Here is a 21202-nt window from a genome sequence, read left to right as displayed (position 1 = left end):
CGCACATGGGCCCCTCCCGGTGGGAAGGGGCCCATGTGAAGGGGGAGGCCGCGGCTACTCCGTGCGCAGCCCCTCTGGGCGCATCAGCCGCAGCAGCGGCGGCAGGCTGAGCAGGGTCACCGCGAGGACGACCGCCGCGCCGAAGCCGGTCATCGCCAGCACGCCCGGCCAGTCCACGCGCACCGTGGAGCCGACCATCTTCAGCAGTACCGTGCCGAGCGTCAGCCCCACCACGCCGGCCAGCAGCAGGCCCAGCCCGATCGGGATCGCCGTCTGCCACAGCACCGACAGGCTCAGCGTGCGGCGCCGGGTGCCGAAGGCGACCAGGGCCGACAGCAGCTTCTTACGTTCGCGCAGCTGCTCCAGTTGGCTGACCAGCAGGCTCGCGCCGATCAGCGCCAGTACGGCGGCGGCGCCGACGAACAGCCCGGTGCGGATGGATTCGAACTGGCCGTCCCGCTCGACCGAGGTCAGCGTCTCCGGCTGCATCAGCGGGTCGATCCGCACCGCCGTGTTGATCACGTACTCCGTGGCGTCGCGCACCCCGGAGTCGATGGACAGGTAGACCACGCCCTGCACCGCCGTGCTGGCACCGCGCGGCAGTGCGCCCGGAGTGAGCAGGAAACCGCCGCGCTCGTAGCCGGTGGGGTCCTTGCGGGACTCCGCCTGCTTCAGCCCCGTCGGCACCGTCCAGCGGCTCAGGGCGCCGTGGTGGATGTCACCGACGTAGGCGGGGTTGAGGTAAAGCGTCCGGCCGTGCTTCTCCGCGGCCGTCAGCAGCTTCGCCGTCTCGGAGTCGGTCTCGGAGTCGGAGCCCTTCAGCGCGAAGGCGTCGCCGTCGTGGCAGGACGGCAGGGTCGCGATCTCTCGCAGCGAGGCGCAACTGCCGACGCTCACCGAGGCGGTCTGGCTCGGGTCCTTGTCCTTGTCGCCGGCTTGGCCGTCGGCGATGGAGACCACCTTCAGCACCCCCTTGGTGGCGGTCATGGCCTTGGCGACATCGGGCACCTGGACGCCGTCCGGAACCTGGACCGACATCTGCGCGCGGGTCAGGTCGTTGGTGGTCCGCTTGGTGTAGTCGGCCTCGACGCCCGCGAAGACCATCTGGAGCGCGATCGCCCCGGCCACCGCCACCGCGATCCCGTTGACCATACGGGCTGCCGTACCGCTGCTCAACTGGAGTCGCCGGACGGCCAGTTGCCAGGCGACCGCGCCTTCGCCGAGTCGGCCGACGACCGTCTCCACGACCCACGGCAGCAGCGCCGTGACGCCGACCAGCAGGAGCAGGACGCCACCGGTCACGAGGTACTGGTTGAAGTTGCCCCCGCCGCGGCCCTGCCCGATCATCGGGTAGAGCGCGGCCAGACCGGCCACCGGGAGCAGCAGCCGCCACCACAGCCGGCGGCGGGCGGGCTTCGCCGTACGCACCACGCCGAGCGGCTCGATGACCACCCCGCGCAGCGTGAACAGGGTCACCAGCACGGCGGCCGCCGGGACCAGGACCGCCACCAGCGCTGCCAGCACGGGGGAGGGGTTGAGATAACTCGGGAACACGCTGGTGCCGAACACCTCGGCGGTGCCCGCGAGCTGACGGCCGATCAGGAAGAAGCCGACGCCGAGGACAAGACCGAGCAGCGCGCCCGCCATCGCCTCGCCGGCCGCGATCCGCCGTACCATCCAGCCGTCGGAGCCGACCAGCCGCAGCGCGGCCAGCCGCCGGTCACGGCGCTCGCCGCCGAAGCGGACGGCGGCCGCGACGAACACGCCGACCGGCATCAGCAGGATCACGAACACCACGAGGACGAGCAGGGTGAGGACCGGGTCGGACTCCGAGTCCGGCGACCTGGGGCTGCCGAAGTGGTCGATCCGGGCCACGTTCGGCGGGTCGATGTGGGCGGCGAGGTTGTCGGAGCCCGCGTAGTAGGCGAGCTCCTGGGAGCCGGTCAGCCCGCTCTCCGCGATGGTGGCGGTGATCCGGTACGGCAGCCGGGCGCGCAGCAGCGTTCCGTCGGAGGAGCCCAGCAGCCGCTTCAGCGCGGGTGAGACGGCCATCTCGCCGGGCGCCGGGTACTTGGTGAGCCCGGGCGGTACCGGCGCCTGCGCGCCCTCCCGCTGGATCATCCGGCCGCGGATGTCGGCGCCGCGGTAGGGGGTGTCGATGTCCGCGACGACGAACGTCTTCTCGCCGGCCTTCATGGGGTGGCCGAAGACGTACGTGTAGTCCGCCCGTGCCACATCGCGCTGGTGGCGCACGGCGAGCGCGTTCGGGATGGCCGTGGTGAGCAGCAGCAGCGCCACCCCCAGGCCCACGCCGATCGCCGTCAGTGTGGCCCGGAACCAGCCCTCGCGCCCGCCCGCGAAGGCGAACCGAACCCCCATGGCCAGATCCCTGGACCACTGCCTGGCGTTCATACCGCGCGCTCCATGTCCCGGGACTTCCCGTCCCGTACGACGATCTCGCGGTCGGAGTAGGCGGCCACCCGTGCCTCGTGCGTGACCAGGACGACGGCCGCGTTGGTCGAGCGTGCCGCCTCGGTCAGCAGCTCCATCACCCGCTCGCCGTTGAGCGAGTCCAGCGCGCCGGTCGGTTCGTCCGCGAACAGCACCCGTGGACTGGTCACCAGTGCCCGTGCCACCGCGACGCGCTGCCCCTGGCCGCCGGAGACCTCACCGGGCCGCTTGCGCCCCAGATCGTCGACCTCCAGGCGCTGCATCCAGTCCAGCGCCGTCCGCTCGGCCTCCTTGCGGGAGGTGCCGTTCAGCCGCAGCGGCAGCGCCACGTTCTCCACACAGGTCAACTCGGGCACCAGCTGCCCGAACTGGAAGACGAACCCGAACTCGCTGCGCCGCAGCGCACTGCGCTCGGCGTCGTTCATGGTCGCCATCTCCCGCCCGGCGTAGACGATCGACCCGGCGTCGGGGGTCACGATCCCGGCGAGACAGTGCAGCAGCGTGGACTTCCCGGAGCCGGAGGGACCCATCAGGGCGACGACCTCGCCCGCGTGTATGGAGAACTCTGCCCCGTCGAGCGCGACGGTCGGGCCGTAGGTCTTGCGCAGCGCCTCGGCCGCGAGCAACGAACCGGCGGGAGCGTTCACTTGGACACCTCCGTGCGGAGCTTGTCGAGGCGCGCGGCGGTCAGTTCCAGCCACCGCAGGTCGGCCTCCAGGTGGAACAGGGCGTGGTCGCAGACGAGTTGGTCTGCGAGATCGCCCCGGCGCTTGCGGTCGGTGAGGATCCGCATGCTGCGCAGATGCTCGGAGCGCTGGCTGTCGAGGATGTCGGCGGCGTTCCGGTGCGTCAGCAGCGCGAGCACGACCTTGGTGTACAGGGTCGACTGGAGGTACTCCTCCGGCTTCTCCGGGGTCGCGAGCCACTTCTCCACGTCGGTGACGCCGGCGTCGGTGATGGCGTACCGCTTGCGCTCGGGCCCGCCGCCCGCCTCGATGCCGTCGACTTCCACGAGCCCGTTCTTCAGCAGCCGGGACATCGTCGAGTAGACCTGGCCGTAGTGCAGCGGCCGGTCGTGACCGAACTTCTCGTCGAAGGCCCGCTTCAGGTCGTAGCCGTGGCGCGGGCCGGACTCCAGGAGCCCCAAAAGGGTGTGACCGATGGACATGACGCTGACTCTACACACGGTGTATACGCGGTATGTATACGCACCGTGTGCAGGTGGCGGCCCACTGTGCGTTCGCTGTGTTTCCGCGCAGGTGGGGACCGATTGTCACGGTTGTGCGACAGCGCCATGTCACATCCGGGCGGCCCTGCCTCGTCTCTGGTGCGGAATCGGTTTCTCGTACCTGGAAGGTGATCGCCGTGCGGGTCTTTGTGGCAGGTGGCAGTGGGGTTCTGGGACGGCGGCTGGTGCCGCTGCTGGTGGCGCGGGGGCATCAGGTGACGGCCACGACGACCGGCGCCGCCAAACTGGAGCTGCTGAGGGGAATGGGCGCCGAGGGCGTCGTGATGGACGGGCTGGACGCGCTGTCGGTCGGGGCGGCGGTGGCCGAGGCCCGCCCGGACGTGATCGTGCACCAGCTGACCGCGATCTCCGTGGCGCACGCGGGCAAGCCCGACATCAAGCACCCGGACCGGTGGTTCGCCCTCACCAACCGGCTGCGCACCGAGGGCACGGACCATCTGCTGGCCGCCGCCGAGGCGACCGGTGTCCCCCATGTCGTCGCGCAGAGCCACGCCAGCTGGAACGGCGCCCGCGAGGGCGGCTGGGTGAAGACGGAGGAGGACCCGCTGGACCTGATGGCGGGCACCCCCGCACACGGCGGCATGCTGGCTCTCCAGCACCTGGAGGACGCGGTGCTCGGCGCCGGCGGCGCGGCCCTGCGGTACGGCGCCTTCTACGGCCCGGGTGCCATCGACGACCAGGTGGAGCTGGTACGCAAGCGTCAGTACCCCCTGGTCGGCCGGGCCACCGGCTACAGCAGCTGGATCCACCTGGACGACGCGGCGAGCGCCACCGTGCTGGCCGTCGAGCAGAAGGCGCGGGGCGTGTTCAACATCGTCGACGACGAACCGGCGCCGGCCGCCGACTGGCTGCCGTATCTGGCCGAGTGCGCCGGGGCGAAGCGGCCGTACCGTGCGCCGGTCTGGCTGGCCCGGCTGCTGGCCGGCGAACAGGCGGTGGTGATCATGACCCAGGGCCGCGGCTTCTCCAACGCCAAGGCGAAGCGGGAGCTCGGCTGGGAGCTGCGGTACCCGTCCTGGCGGCAGGGGTTCAAGGCGGCGCTGGCGTGAGCCCGGCCGAGGAGTTCGAGGAGCTGCGCCCGCTGCTGTTCTCGATCTCGTACCGCATCCTGGGCAGCGTCGGCGAGGCCGAGGACGCGGTCCAGGAGACCTGGCTGCGCTGGACGACGGCAGCGACCCGTCCCGCCTCGACACGGGCCTACCTCTCGGCGGTGGTCACCCGGGTCTCCATCGACGTCCTGCGCTCGGCCCGGGTACGACGGGAGGAGTACGTCGGCACCTGGTTCCCCGAGCCGCTGCTGACCGACCCCTACGAGGACCCGGAGCGCTCCGCCCAGCTGGCCGACTCGGTGTCGATGGCCGCCCTGCTCCTCCTGGAGCGGCTGTCCCCGCTGGAGCGGGCGGTCTTCGTCCTCCGTGAGGTGTTCGGCTTCGCCTTCTCCGAGGTCGCCTCGGCGGTGGACCGTTCGGAGGCGGCCTGCCGGCAGCTCGCGGTCCGGGCCCGCCGGCACATGGACGCCGGGCGCCCCCGCTTCGAGGCCGACCGCAAGGAGCGCGAAAAACTCGCCGGGCGCTTCTTCGACGCGTTCCGGGACGGCGACGTGGACGGCCTGCGGGCGCTGCTGGCGGCCGACGTCCGGATGACCGGCGACGCGGGCGGCAAGGCGCCGCTGTGGAGCGGCGGCGGCCTGGTCGGCGTCGCACGGGTGACCGAGGTCATCGGCGCACTGACGTCGAGGCTGCACGGGGCCGGAGTCGTACTGGAGCCGCGCGAGGTGAACGGCCAGCCGGGCGCGGTCCTCCACGACCGCGAGGGCAGGGTCCTGAGCACCATGGTCCTGGACATCCTCGACGGCCGAATCCAGGCGATCCGCTCGATCCTCAACCCGGACAAGCTGCGCCACGTGGGCCCGGTGGGAGACGCATGGGCACTGCCGAGAGAGGCTGACGCCATGACCGACTAGGAGCCCCCTGTTTTGAGGGGCGCGGGGAACTGCGCGTTCTATGGAGGTGCGGGTACTGCCCGCTTCTTTGGGGCGCGGGGAACTGCGCGACCAGCCCCCACCGGCCGGCACTTGGTGACGGTCCGGACCCGCCTCCCGGCACCCGGCGAGGCCGCACCCCGCGCTCAGCCGGCCGGCGGCCCCGGGGCGGAGCCTCCCGGCGGCCGCCCCCGGCGCGGCAGGGGACCGGCCTCGCCGGGCAACCGGCCGGCTTCCGCGAGCGCGCGTCGCAGCAGGAACTCGATCTGCGCGTTGGCCGACCGCAGCTCGTCCCCGGCCCACCGCGCCAGCGCGTCGTACACCGACGGGTCGAGCCGCAGCAGCACCTGCTTGCGCTGCTGCGGCCGGCGCCGGGGCGCCTCCTCGGGCGAGGGTGCGGGCGAATCCGTCACTGGTAGAGCGTCCCGGTGTTGAGTACCGGCTGCGGCGCCCGGTCCCCGCACAGCACCACCATCAGGTTGGACACCATCGCCGCCTTGCGCTCCTCGTCCAGCTCCACGATGTCCTTCCCCCACAGCCTGAAGGGCGTGGGAGGTGCCCCCATGGCGATCCGGGCAAGCGCCGCCTCCACCATCCCCACCGCTCCGTCGACGATCTGCCGCCGCGCGGCCACCACCGCACCGGCCTGCTGCCGCTGCAGCATCGCCGAGGCGATCTCGGGAGCGTACGCGAGATGGGTGAAGCGTGACTCGATGATCCGCACTCCGGCCGCCTCGACCCGTGCCTGGAGCTCGACGGCCAGCTTCTCGGTGATTTCCTCGGCGTTGCCGCGCAGCGAGAGCCCGTCCTCGTCGTGGGCGTCGTACGGGTACTCGATCGCGATGTGCCGTACGGCGGTCTCGGTCTGGGTCGCGACGAACTCCGTGTAGTCGTCGACCTCGAAGACGGCCTGGGAGGTGTCCTGGACCTTCCAGACGACGACCGCGGCGAGCTCGATCGGGTTGCCGTAAGCGTCGTTGACCTTCAGGACGGCGGTCTCGTGGTTGCGGACCCGCGTGGAGATCCTCCTGTGCGAGGTGAAGGGGTTGACCCAGCGCAGCCCGTCCTCCCGGATCGTGCCCCGGTACCGCCCGAAGAGCTGGACGACCCGGGCCTCGCCATGGGGGTACCTCCCGCGCCCTTTAGGCAGTGGGGGAGCGATCGTGTTCAGGCCGCGCATCGCGATGACGGCGGCGAGGAAGACCAGGACGCCGCCGACGGCGAAGGCGGGGTTCACGGCGGAGCTCGCCACGAACAGCGCGACGGCAGCCGCGAGTCCGACGAGCCCGAGCAGCAGGGCCGGCCCGCCGCCGATGCTGTGCGCCGCGAACTCCCGCACGCGCGGGGCCGGCATCTCGGGTATGTCGGCGGTCGCCGAGGAGTCGTGAACGGACATGGGGTCCCCTTGAGTGGCAAGCTGTCTAGCTTCCTTCTATCTAAGTGATAACACTTTATCGCGCCACGCAACCCTCCGCCTTCTCCGCTCGTCGGTTCCGTTGGACGGGGTGCTGATTGTCACGTCCGAAAAAGGACAGATCGTGCGCTCTCTGTCTCAGGCAGCGGTGTTAGCTTTCGGGATTGACCTGAGCCACGTACTTGTGTGACAGCCGTACACACGTTTGACAGCCGAGACGAAGCGGAGCAGACGGACTCATGGGACGAGCGGACGACAGAAGAGCGCGGCAGCGCGGTGGCCGCCGCGCCGCGCCCGGGCACCGCTCGCCGCAGCAGGCCGCGCCGGAGACAGCGCCGGAGACACCGGCTGCGTCGGGCGGGACCGCGACCGCGGTCGAGTCACCGGTCGCCGAGGGCGCCACCCGCGCGGAGCGCCGCAAGGCCGCCGCCAAGGGGAAGCCGGGCACGCCGGGGAAGCAGGGCAAGAACGGCAAGCCCGCCAAGGGCCGGATACGCAGGCTGTTCACCTGGAAGAAGATGCTCGGCGCGTTCCTCGGCGTCTGTCTGCTGGGCATCGGCGCCTTCATCGCGCTGTACATGTCGGTGAGCGTCCCCGAGGGCAACCCGCTCGCGCAGACGCAGAGCAACGTCTACAAGTACAGCGACGGCTCGGTCCTGGCCCGCAAGGGCACCGTCAACCGCGAGAACGTGGACCTCTCCAAGGTCCCGAAGGACGTCCAGCACACCTTCGTCGCGGCGGAGAACAAGTCCTTCTACACCGACAACGGCATCGACCTGAGGGGCATGGCCCGCGGCCTCTACAACACGGCGATGGGCCGCGGCACCCAGGGCGGTTCGACGATCACCCAGCAGTACGTCAAGAACTACTACCTCAGCCAGGACCAGACCGTCACGCGCAAGCTGAAGGAACTGGTCATCTCGCTGAAGCTGGACCGCGAGAGGACGAAGGACGACATTCTCGCCGGCTACATCAACACCAGCTACTACGGCCGCGGCGCCTACGGCATCCAGGCCGCCGCACAGGCCTACTACCGCGTCGACGCCCAGAAGCTGTCCGTCCAGCAGGGCGCCTATCTGGCCTCGCTGCTGCAGGCGCCGAGCCAGTACGACTGGGCGGTGGCGGGTCCCGTCGGCAAGAAGCTGGTGCAGAACCGCTGGAACTACACCCTGAACAACATGGTCGGCCAGGGCTGGCTGGACAAGACCAAGCGTGACGCCATGAAGTTCCCGATCCCCAAGGAGCCGAAGGCCGTCTCCGGTCTGGAGGGCCAGAAGGGTTATCTGGTCGAACTGGCCAACACCCAGCTGGAGAACCATCTGATGAAGTCGCAGGGCATCTCCAGGTCCGACGCGGAGTCACTGGTCATCGACAAGGGGTGGACGATCACCCTGAACATCGACCCGAAGAAGCAGGCCAAGCTGGAGGCGGCCATCAAGAGCCAGCTCACCAGCAAGCTCGACGGCAAGAAGCGCAAGGTCGACAACAACGTCCAGGCAGGCGCCGTCTCCGTCGACCCCAAGACCGGCAAGATCCTCGCCATGTACGGCGGCGTGGACTACTACAAGCACTACACGAGCAACGCCACCCGCGCCGACTACCAGCCGGCGTCCACCTTCAAGCCGATCATCCTCGCCGCCGCGGTCGACCAGAACGCGCAGACGCAGGACGGCAAGGCGATCGACGCCAACACGATCTACGACGGCACCAGCGGCCGCCCGGTCAAGGGCAGCGACATCGCCTTCGCACCGCCGAACGAGGACGACGCCGACTACGGCAAGATCCCCGTCCAGACGGCGATGAACAAGTCCGTCAACTCGGTGTTCGCACAGATGGGCGTCGACGTCGGCATGAAGAACGTGCTGAAGACCGCGAACGACCTCGGCCTGGACACCACGGACGTCCAGGCGGTGCCCGCGATGACCCTCGGCACCATGGGCGCGAGCCCGCTGGAGATGGCCGGGGTGTACGCCACCCTCGACAACCACGGCCGGAAGGTCACCCCGACGATCATCGCGTCGGCGGAGCAGGCCGGCCGCAAGGTCGACCTGCCGAACCCGATCGGCGACCAGGTGATCAACAAGACCGCGGCCGACCAGGTGACCTCGGTGCTGACCGGCGTGGTCGACGACGGTACGGCCAAGGTGTCGGTGGCCCAGAACCCGCTGCGCAAGGGCCAGGAGGTGGCCGGCAAGACGGGTACGTCCGACAACAACAAGTCGGCCTGGTTCACCGGGTACACGCCCGACCTGGTGACCTCGGTGGGCCTGTTCGGCGAGGACGCCAAGACCCACAACCAGGTCTCGCTGACCGGCGCCACGGGCCTCATCCCGGGCACCGGCCGTATCAACGGTGGCGGTTACCCGGCGCAGATCTGGGCGGCTTACACCTTCGGGGTCACGAAGAAGCAGAAGTTCGAACTCGACACCGAGCTGGGCGCGGCCGTCAAGCCGTCGGCGACGCCGACCCTCAGCTCCTCCCCGTCGGAAACCCCGTCGCAGACGCCGAGCCAGACCCCGACGAAGTCCGCGAGCCCGTCCCTGACCCCGTCGAAGTCGCCGAGCCTGTCGCCGACGACATCACCACCGGCGACGACCACGCCCCCGTCGGCACCGGCGACCACCCCCACGGGTGACATCACCGACAACCCGCTGGACCAGGGCGGCGGCCAGTAACGCGAGAGCCCCGCGCCCCGTAAGGGACGCGGGGCTCTTCCGATGTACGACGGCACCTCACAACGCCACGGGCTGAGGCGCCCCGAAAGGGGCGCGGGGCTGTATGGGAACTGCGGCTACCGCCGCTTGGGCGCGACCAGCCAAGACCGGTCCGCGGTTCCCCGACAACCTCAAGTCCCACGGCGATATCTGTTCAGCACCCGGCAACGCCGCGGGCACAACTCCCCAGGGGCGCGGGGAACCGCGCGACCAGCCACGGCCGGTCCGCGGTTTCCCGACGGCCCCAGGCGGCCCTGCGGCGCTACCGGTTCAGCTCGAACCACACGACCTTGCCGGTGCTGAGCCGGGTCGCTCCCCACCGTCTGGCCAGTCTGTTGACGAGGTACAGCCCCCGGCCGCCCTCGTCCGTCGCCCGCGCCTGCCGCAGCCGTGGCAGCTGGGGCACGTCGTCCCCGACCTCGCACCGCAGCACATCGGTGCGCAGCAACCGCAGCGTCACCGGCCGCGAGGCGTACCGCACCGCGTTGGTGACCACTTCGCTGACCAACAGCTCGACGGAGTCGGACAGTTCCTCCAGCCCCCAGCGGGCCAGCGCCCGCCGTGCGAGCCGCCGGGCACGACCCGGCGCCGCGTCCTCCGGCTCCAGGAACCAGTACGCCACATCGCTCGGCGCGATCCCGTCGAACCGGGCCGCGAGCAGCGCGATGTCGTCGTCGCGGTCACCCGGCCCGAGCATGTCGAGCACCTCGTCGCACAGCGCTTCCAGCGGCGGCGGATGATCCGGACCGGTCAGCTGCGCGGTCGCGGCGAGCTTCTCCCGCAGCTGCTCTATGCCGGTCCACACGTCCCGCAGCCGGGACTCCACAAGACCGTCGGTGTACAGCAGCAGCGTCGCCCCGGCCGGCGCGTCCAGCTCCACCGCCTCGAAGTCGACCCCGCCCACCCCGATCGGCGCCCCGGCCGGCACCCGCAGCACCTCGGCGTGTCCGCCGAGATGCAGCAGCACCGGCGGCGGATGCCCGGCGTTGGCGATGGTGATGCGGTGCGACACCGGGTCGTAGACGGCGTACAGGCAGGTCGCCATCCGGTCGCTGCCGAGCCGTTGGGCCTGCTCGTCGAGATGGTGCAGCACTTCCTGCGGCGGCAGATCGAGCCCCGCCAGCGTCTGCGCGGTCGTCCGTAGCTGCCCCATGATCGCCGCCGATGTCATCGAGTGCCCCATGACATCGCCCACGACCAGCGCCACCCGGCTTCCCGGCAGCGGGATCGCGTCGTACCAGTCGCCGCCGACCCGCGCGGTCTCCGCGGCCGGCAGATAGCGCGAGGCGAGCCGTACGCCCGTGGCGCTCGGCAGGTTCTCGGGCAGCATGGTGCGCTGCAACTCGTCGGCGATGTAGGCCTCCCGGCCGTACAGCACCGCCTTGTCGATGCCCAGCGCGCTGTGCGTGGCCAGCTGGGCGGCGACCAGCAGGTCGTCCGTCTCGAACGCCAGCCGCTCCGGGCGGCGCAGGAACAGGGCCGCGCCGATCACCCGGCGCCGGCCGCGCAGCGGGGCGAGGATCGCGTGCTGTCCGCCGGGCACGAGCGACTCGTTGCCCTCGCCGAGGAGTTCGGGCAGGGCGGCGCGCGCGGCGGGGGCGTCGGCGAACACCGGCCGTACGCCCCGCAGCACCTCGTTGAGGGCGCCGCCCGGCCGTACCTCGCACAGATCGGCGGTGAGCGCGGCCAGGCCGATGTCGGTCGGGTCCGGCTCCGGCACGGGCACCGGCAGGAAGCCGCCGCCCTCGGAGTCCCGCTCCTCCGGGATCCGGTCGGTACGGCGCAGCCGCAGCACCACCGGGCCGGTGGGCCGCTCGTCGCCGACCGGGAGCGGGTCGCGCAGATAGACCAGGATCGAGTCCGAGAAGGTCGGCACGGTCGCCCGGCACAGCCCCATCACGATCTCGTCGAGGTCTATGCCCCGGGCGATCCGCCGGGTCGCGGCGCCCACGAAACGCAGCCGGTCGCCGTCCCGCCGCATCGGCATCGGACGGCCGGGCGGCAGCCCGCGTCCGGTACGGCGCTCCTGCGGACCCGCCACCCGCTCCTGCTCGGCGCCCGGCTGGGGCGGGATGCCCTCCGGAGTGGGGCGCGGCCGGTGTGGATCGGGCTCAGCGCTGGTGGGCTGGGCGTGCTCGGGGCCGTTGACGGAGTGCTCCTTGGACGTGCTGGTACCGGGACCGGAGGGCGTCTCGCCCGCGCGGGCCTGCGCCGGTAAGGCGGTGGTGCCGAGCGGACGGGGCTGCGCCGGCGGCTGTGCCCGGTCCGGTGGCTGCGAGGAACGCAGGAGCGCCCCGCGGGCCTCCGCGGGGTCGACGCCCGGCTGTGGGCGTTCGTAGGAGGTGGGGTGCTCCGTCACGCGTGTCGAATCCGTCCGTCCGGGGCTGCGCGCCGGGCGCGCAGGTGGTCCCGCCGAAGTCCCGATACCCGGATTACGTGCCCCAGGAACGGAATTCCGGCGTGGCTGGAGGCTGTTTCTGTGCCACCGGCAAACGATCTGCGGCCCGCGCACCGCTCGCCGGTGTTGCCCTCGTACCCCTCGCTCACGTCCTGCCGCCCCTCGGTGACGTTCGGTCAAGCCCGGCACATGATCCGGGAGTTGTGCTCAACGCGCCCTTGCGGAGGACGATCCTACGGTTGCGGACCGGGGGCGCATCAAGGGTCTCATGTGGACACGTGCGCGGGTGTACGGTCCCAGTCCTCGGGCAGTGACGGTACCGCCCAGGACGGGTCCGGGCGCCAGTGCTGCCAGCCGTCCGAGAAGGGCGCCTCCCAGGCCCGTACGGAGTCCACCGCGGCCAGTCCCGCCGCCCGCACCCGCTCGGCCGTCTCAGCGGCCATCAGGCCGTCCCGCTGGGCCTGCGCGAACTCGTCCTCGTCGAGCCAGCGCCAACTCCGGTCCGGATGCACGGAGATGTCCAGGAAGTGGTCCTCGGAGTCCACTCCGCCACCCCAACGGACCAGCGGCTGCTCAAGATTGATGTACCAGTTCTTGAACCGCCAGCCCGGCTCCCAGAACAGCCACACCGACCAGGGCTGGCCGGGCCGGGCCAGCTTCAGCACGCCCGTGCCCCGCCAGTGGCCGTGCGTGACCGACCGGGGCTTGGTGTAGCGGGACTCCAGCGGCTCCTCGCCGACCGACGAGCCGTCGGCCAGCACGGGTCTGACGCACTCGGTGCCGGGGGCCAGCCAGACGGCGAGCAGCTCCTGGTCGTCCCGGACGACGGTGACGGGGCGCGCGATATGGAAGCCGTGTCCGGCGTTCTCCCGGTACCGCCACAGGATCTGGCTCCCCGGCACCCAGAAGCCGTTCCCGTTCCTGGTTCCGTTACCGGTCGCGCCGCCCGTCTCCCCGCGCATCACGCGCCTCACCGCTCCACCGTCTGCCATGCACAGATATTAGGTGCCGTAGGCACACGACGCTGCGGCGGACGTCACGCTTCCGGCCGGGCGGCGTGAAACGTTCGCACGCGGTTACGGCCGCGTCATCCGCAGGACATCCAGCGCCTCGTCCAGCTGTTCGACGGTCAGCTCGCCCTTCTCGACGTACCCGCCCTCGATGACGACCTGGCGGATCGTCTTACGTTCCGCGAGCGCCTTCTTGGCCACCTTGGCGGCCTCCTCGTACCCGATGTACTTGTTCAGCGGCGTGACCACGGACGGCGACGACTCGGCGTACTCCCGGGCCCGCTCCCGGTTCGCGGTGATCCCGTCCACGGTCCGGTCGGCGAGCAGCCGTGAGACGTTGGCGAGCAGCCGGACGGACTCCAGGACGTTCTTCGCGATGACCGGAAGCATCACGTTGAGCTCGAAGTTGCCGGCCGCACCGGCCACGGCGATGGTCTGGTCGTTGCCGATGACCTGGGCGGACACCATCAACACGGCTTCGGGGATCACCGGGTTGACCTTGCCCGGCATGATCGAGGACCCGGGCTGGAGGTCGGGCAGCGCGATCTCGGCGAGCCCGGTGCGGGGCCCCGAGGCCATCCATCGCAGATCGTTCGCGATCTTCGTCAACCCGACGGCGATGGTGCGCAGTTGCCCACTGGTCTCCACGATCCCGTCCCGGGCGCCCTGTGCCTCGAAGTGGTCGCGCGCCTCGGTGAACGGCAGTCCGGTGGCCCGGGCGACCTCCTCGATCACGGCGGCGGAGAACCCGGGCGGGGTGTTGATCCCGGTACCGACGGCGGTACCGCCGAGCGGCAGCTCGGCGAGCCGGGGCAGGGAGGCCTGCAGCCGTTCGATTCCATACCGTACCTGTGCGGCGTACCCGCCGAACTCCTGTCCGAGCGTCACGGGCGTGGCGTCCATGAGATGCGTCCGCCCCGACTTCACGACGTCGGAAAACTCCTCCGACTTCCGGGTCAGCGCGCCGGCGAGGTGCTCCAGGGCCGGGATGAGATCCCGGGTGACGGCGGCGGTGGCGGCGATGTGGATCGACGACGGGAACACGTCGTTGGAGGACTGCGAGGCGTTGACGTGGTCGTTCGGATGGACGTCCCGCCCGAGCCGCTCACTGGCGAGGGTCGCGATCACCTCGTTGGTGTTCATGTTGGACGAGGTCCCGGACCCCGTCTGGAACACGTCGACGGGAAAGTGCTCGTCCCACTTCCCGTCGGCGACCTCCCCGGCCGCGTCCTGGATCGCCGCGGCAATGTCCTTGTCGAGTACTCCCAACTCGGCGTTCACCTTGGCCGCCGCCCCCTTGATCCGGGCCAGCGCCTCGATGTGCGCCCGCTCGATCCGCTGCCCGGAGACGGGAAAGTTCTCGACGGCCCGCTGAGTCTGGGCCCGCCACTTCGCTTGCCCGGGGACCCGGACCTCGCCCATGGAGTCGTGTTCGATGCGGTAGTCGCTCATGCCCGGTACAGCGATCGCGGGGGTGGGGATGTTCCGCCGAGTACTCCGCCAGGGTGTGTGACCCAGCGCACTCACCCCAGCCGACGACTGTTGAGGCCACAGCCCGATCCGCGCCGCATCTCAGCTCGTGCGGTCCTTGGGGACGAGGACCGGTCCGTGCCGCATCTCAGCTCGTGCGGCTTTTGGGCATGAAGGCCGGTCCGCGCCATATCTCAGCCCGTGTGGTTTCTGAGGGTGGAGGCCGGTCCGCACCCCCTCCAGCCGGTGCGGCTTTCAAGGACGAAGGCCGCACCGCACCCCCTCCAGTCCGTCCGGCGATTGGGGACGAAGCCGTTCAGGCCGAGGCGGGGGTCTGGGGGGGGCGGCAGCCCCCAGGACAGTGAGCCGACGGGACGCAGGCGGGGGCCGAAGGGGGCCGCGGCCCCCTGGTGACGGGACGGGTAGGGGCGGCGGGGGCGAATTCCGTCCCCGCCGCACCCGAGGTGCTACGCCAGCCCGGGGCCCCGGACCGGGATGGTCGTGAAGGTCGGCTGCGGCGCGGGGTCCTGGAAGAAGTCGTTGCCCTTGTCGTCGACCACGATGAACGCCGGGAAGTCCTCGACCTCGATCTTCCAGACCGCCTCCATGCCGAGCTCCTCGTACTCGACGACCTCGACCTTCTTGATGCAGTCCTGGGCGAGGCGCGCGGCCGGGCCGCCGATGGAGCCGAGGTAGAAGCCGCCGTGCGCGTCGCACGCGTCCGTGACCTGCTTGCTGCGGTTGCCCTTGGCGAGCATCACCTTGGAGCCGCCCGCCGCCTGGAACTGCTCGACGTAGGAGTCCATGCGGCCGGCGGTCGTCGGACCGAAGGAGCCGGACGCGTAACCCTCGGGGGTCTTGGCCGGACCGGCGTAGTACACCGGGTGGTCCTTCAGGTACTGCGGCATCTCCTCGCCGGCGTCGAGGCGCTCCTTGATCTTGGCGTGCGCGATGTCACGTGCCACGACCAGCGGACCGGTGAGGGAGAGCCGGGTCTTCACCGGGTACTTGGTCAGCTCGGCGAGGATCGTGTCCATCGGCTGGTTGAGGTCGATCTTGACCACGTCCGAGGACTCGTCGAGGTGCTCGTCGGTGGTCTCCGGCAGGAAGCGCGCCGGGTCCGTCTCCAGCTGCTCCAGGAAGACGCCCTCGGCGGTGATCTTCGCGACGGCCTGCCGGTCGGCGGAGCAGGAGACCGCGATGGCGACGGGGCAGGACGCGCCGTGCCGCGGCAGCCGCACCACGCGCACGTCGTGGCAGAAGTACTTGCCGCCGAACTGCGCGCCGATGCCGATCTTCTGCGTCAGCTCGAAGACCTTCTGCTCCAGGTCCTGGTCCCGGAAGCCGTGCCCGAGCTCCGAGCCCTCGGCCGGGATCTCGTCCAGGTAGTGCGCGGAGGCGTACTTCGCGGTCTTCAGCGCGTACTCGGCGCTCGTACCGCCGACGACGATCGCGAGGTGGTACGGCGGGCAGGCCGCCGTACCGAGCGAACGGATCTTCTCCTCCAGGAACTTCATCATGGAGGCCTCGTTGAGGACCGCCTTCGTCTCCTGGTACAGGAAGGACTTGTTGGCGGAGCCGCCGCCCTTCGCCATGAAGAGGAACTTGTAGGCGCCGCCGTCGGTGGCGTAGAGCTCGACCTGCGCCGGCAGGTTGGAGCCGGTGTTCTTCTCCTCCCACATGGTGAGCGGAGCCATCTGCGAGTAGCGCAGGTTGAGGTTCAGGTACGCGTCGTAGATGCCGCGGCTCAGCGCCGCCTCGTCGCCGCCCTCGGTCAGCACGTTCTGTCCGCGCTTGCCCATGACGATCGCGGTGCCGGTGTCCTGGCACATGGGGAGCACGCCGGCCGCCGCGATGTTCGCGTTCTTCAGCAGGTCGAGCGCGACGAACTTGTCGTTGTTCGACGCCTCCGGGTCGTCGATGATCCGGCGGAGCTGGGCGAGGTGGGCGGGCCGCAGGTAGTGCTGGATGTCGTGGATGGCCTCTTCGGCCAGCTTGCGCAGCGCCTCCGGCTCCACCTTGAGGAACGTCCGCCCGTCCGGTCCCTCGACGGTGGACACACCCTCCGAGGTCACCAGCCGGTACGGCGTGGTGTCCTCGCCCTGGGGGAGCAGATCGGTATACGCGAACTCAGGCATCTCAGCCCATTCCTCACTCTGACGGACGGCTGCCCGCCGACGCTGGCGGGCGCTGTCCAGCCTAGAACCTGCGACCGACACGGAACCTGTGAGGTAAGGCTCAGTTCGACACGCCCGGACCGACGCCAACCCCTAGTCGCGATCTATCGCGTTTCGGTACCCTGCTGCGGTGGACCTTCAGAAGCACACCCCCGAGGAGCGCGCCGGGGCGCCGGTCGCCGAGCTGCGCGCCTCGGACGCCGACCGTGACCGCATCGCCGACATCCTGCGGGAGGCCCTCGCCGAGGGGCGCCTGACCGCCGACGAGCACGCCGAGCGCGTGGAGGGGGTGCTGAACGCCAAGACGGTGGGCGAGCTGGAGGTCTTCATACGAGACCTGCCCGCGGCCCACGCCGGCCAGGCCGCCCCGGCCTACACACCGGTGCCGCCCCGGCCGACGCCCGGTGCCATCCCTGTCGAGGCGGACACCAACGTCGTGGCCGTCTTCAGCAGCGCCCGCCGTCGCGGCCGCTGGCGCGCGGGCCGCCGGCTGCACGCGTACGCGGTCTTCGGCTCCGTCGAGATCGACCTCACCGAGGCGATCTTCGAGTACCAGCAGGTTGTCATCAAGGCGTTCTCGGTCTTCGGCGACGTCCAGATCCGGGTCCCGGAGAACGTGTCGCTGCGCGGCACCGGCGGCGGGGTGCTGGGCAACTTCGAGGCGGACACGCTGGATTCGGTCGACTCCGACGCGCCGGTCGTCTACGTCGACGGGTGGGCCGTCCTCGGCAATGTGGAGGCGCGGCCGAAGCGCGGGAAGTTCGTCGAGGACATCCTGGACCGGGTCCACGACAAGGTCGACAGGAAGTTGCGCAAACACCTGGACCGTTGACGGTCGCGAATCGCTCCCTGGTCGGCGGCGTCCGGGGTCGTGAACCGGCCGCCGCGCTACGGCCGTTGGGGACGCTGTGCATAGGCCTGCGCACAGCGGGTAGGGCTTGCTGCATCGTCTCTCGCTCGCGAAGCCGTCGTCAGGAGTAGACCGTGCTGCAACCGCCGCATTCGTCCGCGCAGGTAGCTGCCGTTCCGGCCCAGCGGGTGCCAGTGCGGGACAGGGACCAAGACGCCCCCTGGCACACCGAGGCGGTGTGCCGGCGCGACGAGGCAGGCCTGTTCTTCGCACCCTCCAAGGAGCCCACCGCCGCCCGGCTGTCCCGGGAGGAGGCGGCGAAGCGGGTCTGCGCCCGCTGTCCGGTGATGGTCGAGTGCCGCGAACACGCGCTGCTCCAGCCGGAGCCCTACGGAGTCTGGGGCGGCCTCACGGCGGCGGAGCGCCGGGTGGTCCTGGCGAGGCGCAGGCGCCGCGACATGGAACTGAAGAAGGCGGCCCGAGCGACAGCGGCGAACCACATAGCCCAGGCAGGCTGACAAAAAGGCGCCCTCTCCGCACAGAGGGCGCCTTGGACTTGCCTCGGGGACAGCGCGCCCCAAAGGGGCGCTGGGGGCACCCCCGGCCGAAGGCTGGGGGTGGAACTGCGCGACCAGCCACTACGCACCCGCAGTCGCCGACGCGCCCTCAGCCCCCTCCCCTTGGGCGCTACTTCGCCTTGTCGAAATCGATCGTGCTGTACGCCCGCAGCTTGCGCAGCCGGTGCTCGGAGTCGATCCGCCGCACCGTCCCCGACTTCGACCGCATCACGATCGACTCGGTCAGCGCGGTCTCCGACCGGTACCGGACCCCGCGCAGCAGCTCGCCGTCGGTGATGCCGGTCGCGACGAAGAAGACGTTCTCGCCGGTCACCAGATCCTCGGTGGTCAGGACCCGGTCCAGATCGTGCCCGGCGTCGATCGCCCGCTGCCGCTCCGCGTCGTCCTTGGGCCACAGCTTGCCCTGGATCGTCCCGCCCAGGCACTTCACCGCGCACGCCGAGATGATGCCCTCGGGCGTGCCGCCGATGCCGAGCAGCATGTCGACGCCCGTGCCTTCGCGCAGCGCGTAGATCGACCCGGCGACGTCACCGTCGGAGATCAGCTTGATACGCGCGCCGGCCTCCCGGATCTCCTTGATGATCCCTTCGTGCCGAGGCCGGTCGAGGATGACCACGGTCACGCCCTCCGGCGAGGACCGCTTCGCCTTGGCGACCCGGCGGATGTTGACGGAGATGGGCGCGTTGATGTCGACGAAGTCCGCCGCCTCCGGGCCCGTGACCAGTTTGTCCATGTAGAACACGGCGGACGGGTCGAACATGGCCCCGCGCTCGGCCGCGGCCAGCACGGCGATCGCGTTGGGCATGCCCTTCGCGGTCAGCGTCGTACCGTCGATCGGGTCGACGGCGATGTCGACCTCGGGTCCGGTGCCGTCACCGACACGTTCCCCGTTGAAGAGCATCGGGGCTTCGTCCTTCTCGCCCTCGCCGATGACGACCACGCCGTTCATCGACACGGTGGAGACGAGGGTCCGCATGGCGCGCACGGCGGCACCGTCGGCGCCGTTCTTGTCGCCGCGGCCCACCCAGCGACCCGCCGCCATCGCGGCGGCCTCGGTCACGCGGACGAGCTCCAGGGCGAGGTTGCGGTCGGGGGCCTCGGAGGGAACATCGAGTTCGGACGGCAGGTGATGATGATTCTCGGTCATCGGAGCGCACCTTTCTGATACGACGACGGCCGGATGAGGGTTTCCCGTCGACTCTATCGTCAGGCTGACAAAATGAGCAGGGGACCCCACGGATGAGCGCAAGGGGCACCTGCGACGATAGGGGGCGTGGCAGGCACGAACGGCAAGCAGAAGACGGTCCGGGACATGATTCTCTCCCTGGCCCTGATCGGTCTCGCGGCGGGCTTCATCTACCTTCTCGTCCCGCACGACGACCACTCTCCCGACCTCCCGAGGGTCGACTACCGGGTCGAGCTGCTGACGGCGCGGCGCGCCGCGAGCTATCCGGTGGCCGCACCGGAGGGCCTGTCCGGTGCCTGGAAGGCCACCTCGGTCCGCTTCCAGGGCGAGGACGGCGACCGCTGGCACCTCGGCTACCAGACCCCCGACGGGCAGTACGTCCAGATCGAGCAGTCCACTCAGAAGCGGGCGGACTTCATCGACGACGCCAGCCAGGGGGCGACGGCGACGAAGACGACCGAGAAGATCGGCGACCGCACCTGGACCCACTACACCGGCGGCCGCTACGACGCGCTGGTGCTGGACGGCACCACCGGCTCCACCACGGTGGTGGCGGGCACCGCCTCCTTCGCCCAGCTGACGAAGATGGCGGCGGCGCTGCGGACGTCCTGACGTACCTGCCCCGTGCGTGCGACACAAGAGGCCCCCGGCGCCGTTGCCGGGGGCCTCTCGTGTGTCCCGCGTGTCTGCGGGGTGGCTCAGACGGTCGTGACGACGTCGTCGTAGGCCAGGCGCGGGGAGCGCGGGAACCAGGCGTCCGGGCCCGGCTTGCCGATGTTGATGACCACGAACGGGGTGTGGTCGTCGTCCAGGAACTCCTTCTGGATGCCCGCGAAGTCGACGCCGGTCATCGGGCCGGCGGCGAGGCCGGCGGCGCGGACGCCGATGATGAAGTACGCGGCCTGGAGGGCGGCGTTCAGGGCCGCGCTGCCCTCGCGCACCGCGCGGTCGCCGAAGAAGGCGTCCTTGGCCTGCGGGAAGTGCGGGAAGAGCTCCGGCAGCTCCTCGTGGAACTCGTTGTCCGCGGCGAGGATCGCGACCAGCGGGGCGGTGGCGGTCTTCTTCTGGTTGCCCTCGGCCATGTGCTGCACCAGGCGCTCACGGGCCTCGGGGGAGCGGACCAGGACGACGCGCAGCGGCGACTGGTTCATGGAGGTGGGGCCGAACTTGACCAGGTCGTAGATCGCCTGGATCTGCTCGTCGGTCACCGGCTCGTCGGTGAAGGTGTTGGCGGTGCGGGCCTCACGGAACAGCAGGTCCTGAGCGGCGGGGTCGAGAACGAGAGACATGAGAACTTCCTAGAGGTCGCGTCCCGGTCGAAAACGGACCGTGGTCCGGATGGGCTGACGGTACGACCTTAGACGAAGGAAGATTCAAGCTTCAACAAAATGCGGACCGCAGTGATCCGCCTCACATCCGAGCCGCCCTTGCGTGCCCCGCGCTCCCTCTTCCCCCGCCCCTCACTCCCCCTCTTCTCCGTCCTCGTCCCCGGCCAGCGCCGCGTCCAGCCGGGCCCGCGCCCCCTCCAGCCACCGTCGGCACACCTTGGCCAGCTCCTCGCCCCGCTCCCAGAGCGCGAGGGACTCCTCAAGGCTCGTCCCGCCGGCCTCCAGCCGCCGTACGACCTCGATCAACTCGTCCCGCGCCTGCTCGTAGGAGAGGGCTTCCTCGGTCTTGCCGCTCATGCACTTGCCTTTCTGATCCGCCCGTACGACAACGCCCGG

At 70.5% G+C, this 21202-nt stretch carries 18 protein-coding genes; 6 read left to right on the top strand and 12 right to left on the bottom strand.

Features of this window, described 5'->3' with window-relative positions; genetic code table 11:
* Positions 1-54 precede the first annotated feature (54 nt).
* Genes EDD90_RS20730 through EDD90_RS20720 form a run of 3 tightly spaced genes read right to left on the bottom strand, consistent with a single transcriptional unit; the run spans position 55 to position 3619 of the window.
* Positions 55-2412 (bottom strand): ABC transporter permease, encoded by a 2358-nt coding sequence (locus EDD90_RS20730; protein WP_123974463.1) that lies wholly within the window; start codon positions 2410-2412, stop codon positions 55-57.
* Complete coding sequence (locus EDD90_RS20725; protein WP_123974462.1) at positions 2409-3098, bottom strand: ABC transporter ATP-binding protein; 690 nt, start codon at positions 3096-3098, stop codon at positions 2409-2411. The genes EDD90_RS20730 and EDD90_RS20725 overlap by 4 nt, the downstream gene beginning before the upstream one ends.
* Complete coding sequence (locus EDD90_RS20720; RefSeq protein WP_123974461.1) at positions 3095-3619, bottom strand: PadR family transcriptional regulator; 525 nt, start codon at positions 3617-3619, stop codon at positions 3095-3097. Before EDD90_RS20720 ends, EDD90_RS20725 begins: the two co-directional genes overlap by 4 nt.
* 188 nt (positions 3620-3807) lie before the next feature.
* On the opposite strand from EDD90_RS20720, the gene EDD90_RS20715 reads away from it, so the two are divergent.
* Together EDD90_RS20715 and EDD90_RS20710 are read left to right on the top strand one after the other, a co-directional pair.
* A complete protein-coding gene (locus EDD90_RS20715) occupies positions 3808-4749 on the top strand; it encodes an NAD(P)-dependent oxidoreductase (protein ID WP_260327962.1) in 942 nt (313 codons plus the stop codon).
* Positions 4746-5663 (top strand): RNA polymerase sigma-70 factor, encoded by a 918-nt coding sequence (locus EDD90_RS20710; RefSeq protein ID WP_123974459.1) that lies wholly within the window; start codon positions 4746-4748, stop codon positions 5661-5663. Before EDD90_RS20715 ends, EDD90_RS20710 begins: the two co-directional genes overlap by 4 nt.
* 164 nt (positions 5664-5827) lie before the next feature.
* Here EDD90_RS20710 and EDD90_RS20705 read toward each other — a convergent pair whose 3' ends face one another.
* Complete coding sequence (locus EDD90_RS20705) at positions 5828-6094, bottom strand: hypothetical protein (protein ID WP_260327961.1); 267 nt, start codon at positions 6092-6094, stop codon at positions 5828-5830.
* Positions 6091-7077, bottom strand: a complete 987-nt coding sequence (locus EDD90_RS20700) for an SPFH domain-containing protein (RefSeq protein ID WP_123974457.1) — start codon at positions 7075-7077, stop codon at positions 6091-6093. The genes EDD90_RS20705 and EDD90_RS20700 overlap by 4 nt, the downstream gene beginning before the upstream one ends.
* A gap of 257 nt (positions 7078-7334) precedes the next feature.
* On the opposite strand from EDD90_RS20700, the gene EDD90_RS20695 reads away from it, so the two are divergent.
* Positions 7335-9770, top strand: coding sequence for a transglycosylase domain-containing protein (locus EDD90_RS20695; protein ID WP_123974456.1), 2436 nt, complete (start codon positions 7335-7337; stop codon positions 9768-9770).
* A 301-nt stretch (positions 9771-10071) separates the two neighbouring features.
* Here the strand turns inward: EDD90_RS20695 and EDD90_RS20690 are convergent, their stop codons facing one another.
* The 4 genes from EDD90_RS20690 to EDD90_RS20675 form a co-directional block, all read right to left on the bottom strand.
* Entirely contained in the window at positions 10072-12168 is a 2097-nt protein-coding gene (locus tag EDD90_RS20690) for an ATP-binding SpoIIE family protein phosphatase (RefSeq protein WP_123974455.1), read from the bottom strand.
* A gap of 305 nt (positions 12169-12473) precedes the next feature.
* Positions 12474-13199, bottom strand: coding sequence for a DUF402 domain-containing protein (locus EDD90_RS20685; RefSeq protein WP_185149171.1), 726 nt, complete (start codon positions 13197-13199; stop codon positions 12474-12476).
* 84 nt (positions 13200-13283) lie between these two features.
* Positions 13284-14669, bottom strand: coding sequence for an aspartate ammonia-lyase (locus tag EDD90_RS20680; protein ID WP_123974454.1), 1386 nt, complete (start codon positions 14667-14669; stop codon positions 13284-13286).
* 485 nt (positions 14670-15154) lie between these two features.
* Positions 15155-16825 (bottom strand): fumarate hydratase, encoded by a 1671-nt coding sequence (locus EDD90_RS20675; protein ID WP_123974453.1) that lies wholly within the window; start codon positions 16823-16825, stop codon positions 15155-15157.
* Between the two features lie 169 nt (positions 16826-16994).
* Between EDD90_RS20675 and EDD90_RS20670 the strand changes: the two genes are divergently transcribed.
* Complete coding sequence (locus EDD90_RS20670; protein WP_123974452.1) at positions 16995-17696, top strand: DUF1707 domain-containing protein; 702 nt, start codon at positions 16995-16997, stop codon at positions 17694-17696.
* 152 nt (positions 17697-17848) lie between these two features.
* On the top strand, positions 17849-18232 hold the full coding sequence (locus EDD90_RS20665; RefSeq protein ID WP_123974451.1) for a WhiB family transcriptional regulator: 384 nt from the start codon (positions 17849-17851) through the stop codon (positions 18230-18232).
* Positions 18233-18401: 169 nt separating this feature from the next.
* Here the strand turns inward: EDD90_RS20665 and glpX are convergent, their stop codons facing one another.
* Complete coding sequence (glpX, locus tag EDD90_RS20660) at positions 18402-19439, bottom strand: class II fructose-bisphosphatase (RefSeq protein WP_123974450.1); 1038 nt, start codon at positions 19437-19439, stop codon at positions 18402-18404.
* A gap of 126 nt (positions 19440-19565) precedes the next feature.
* Between glpX and EDD90_RS20655 the strand changes: the two genes are divergently transcribed.
* Positions 19566-20090 (top strand): DUF4245 domain-containing protein, encoded by a 525-nt coding sequence (locus EDD90_RS20655; RefSeq protein ID WP_123974449.1) that lies wholly within the window; start codon positions 19566-19568, stop codon positions 20088-20090.
* Positions 20091-20176: 86 nt separating this feature from the next.
* Here EDD90_RS20655 and EDD90_RS20650 read toward each other — a convergent pair whose 3' ends face one another.
* Positions 20177-20767 carry a malonic semialdehyde reductase gene (locus EDD90_RS20650; protein WP_123974448.1) on the bottom strand — a complete coding sequence of 197 codons (591 nt, stop codon included), beginning with the start codon at positions 20765-20767 and terminating at the stop codon, positions 20177-20179.
* 171 nt (positions 20768-20938) lie between these two features.
* Complete coding sequence (locus tag EDD90_RS20645; protein ID WP_123974447.1) at positions 20939-21163, bottom strand: exodeoxyribonuclease VII small subunit; 225 nt, start codon at positions 21161-21163, stop codon at positions 20939-20941.
* Positions 21164-21202 lie beyond the last annotated feature (39 nt).

The sequence above is a fragment of the Streptomyces sp. Ag109_O5-1 genome (assembly GCF_003814875.1).
Lineage (GTDB): Bacteria > Actinomycetota > Actinomycetes > Streptomycetales > Streptomycetaceae > Streptomyces > Streptomyces sasae.
This window is presented reverse-complemented; position numbering and strand designations above follow the sequence as displayed.

Bases quoted from the DNA above. Each gene is read 5' to 3' on its own strand.
- EDD90_RS20730 (WP_123974463.1), bottom strand. From the start codon at position 2,412: ATGAACGCCAGGCAGTGGTCCAGGGATCTGGCCATGGGGGTTCGGTTC.
- EDD90_RS20720 (WP_123974461.1), bottom strand. From the start codon at position 3,619: ATGTCCATCGGTCACACCCTTTTGGGGCTCCTGGAGTCCGGCCCGCGC.
- EDD90_RS20700 (WP_123974457.1), bottom strand. From the start codon at position 7,077: ATGTCCGTTCACGACTCCTCGGCGACCGCCGACATACCCGAGATGCCG.
- EDD90_RS20695 (WP_123974456.1), top strand. From the start codon at position 7,335: ATGGGACGAGCGGACGACAGAAGAGCGCGGCAGCGCGGTGGCCGCCGC.
- EDD90_RS20685 (WP_185149171.1), bottom strand. From the start codon at position 13,199: ATGGCAGACGGTGGAGCGGTGAGGCGCGTGATGCGCGGGGAGACGGGC.
- EDD90_RS20680 (WP_123974454.1), bottom strand. From the start codon at position 14,669: ATGAGCGACTACCGCATCGAACACGACTCCATGGGCGAGGTCCGGGTC.
- EDD90_RS20675 (WP_123974453.1), bottom strand. From the start codon at position 16,825: ATGCCTGAGTTCGCGTATACCGATCTGCTCCCCCAGGGCGAGGACACC.
- glpX (WP_123974450.1), bottom strand. From the start codon at position 19,439: ATGACCGAGAATCATCATCACCTGCCGTCCGAACTCGATGTTCCCTCC.
- EDD90_RS20650 (WP_123974448.1), bottom strand. From the start codon at position 20,767: ATGTCTCTCGTTCTCGACCCCGCCGCTCAGGACCTGCTGTTCCGTGAG.
- EDD90_RS20645 (WP_123974447.1), bottom strand. From the start codon at position 21,163: ATGAGCGGCAAGACCGAGGAAGCCCTCTCCTACGAGCAGGCGCGGGAC.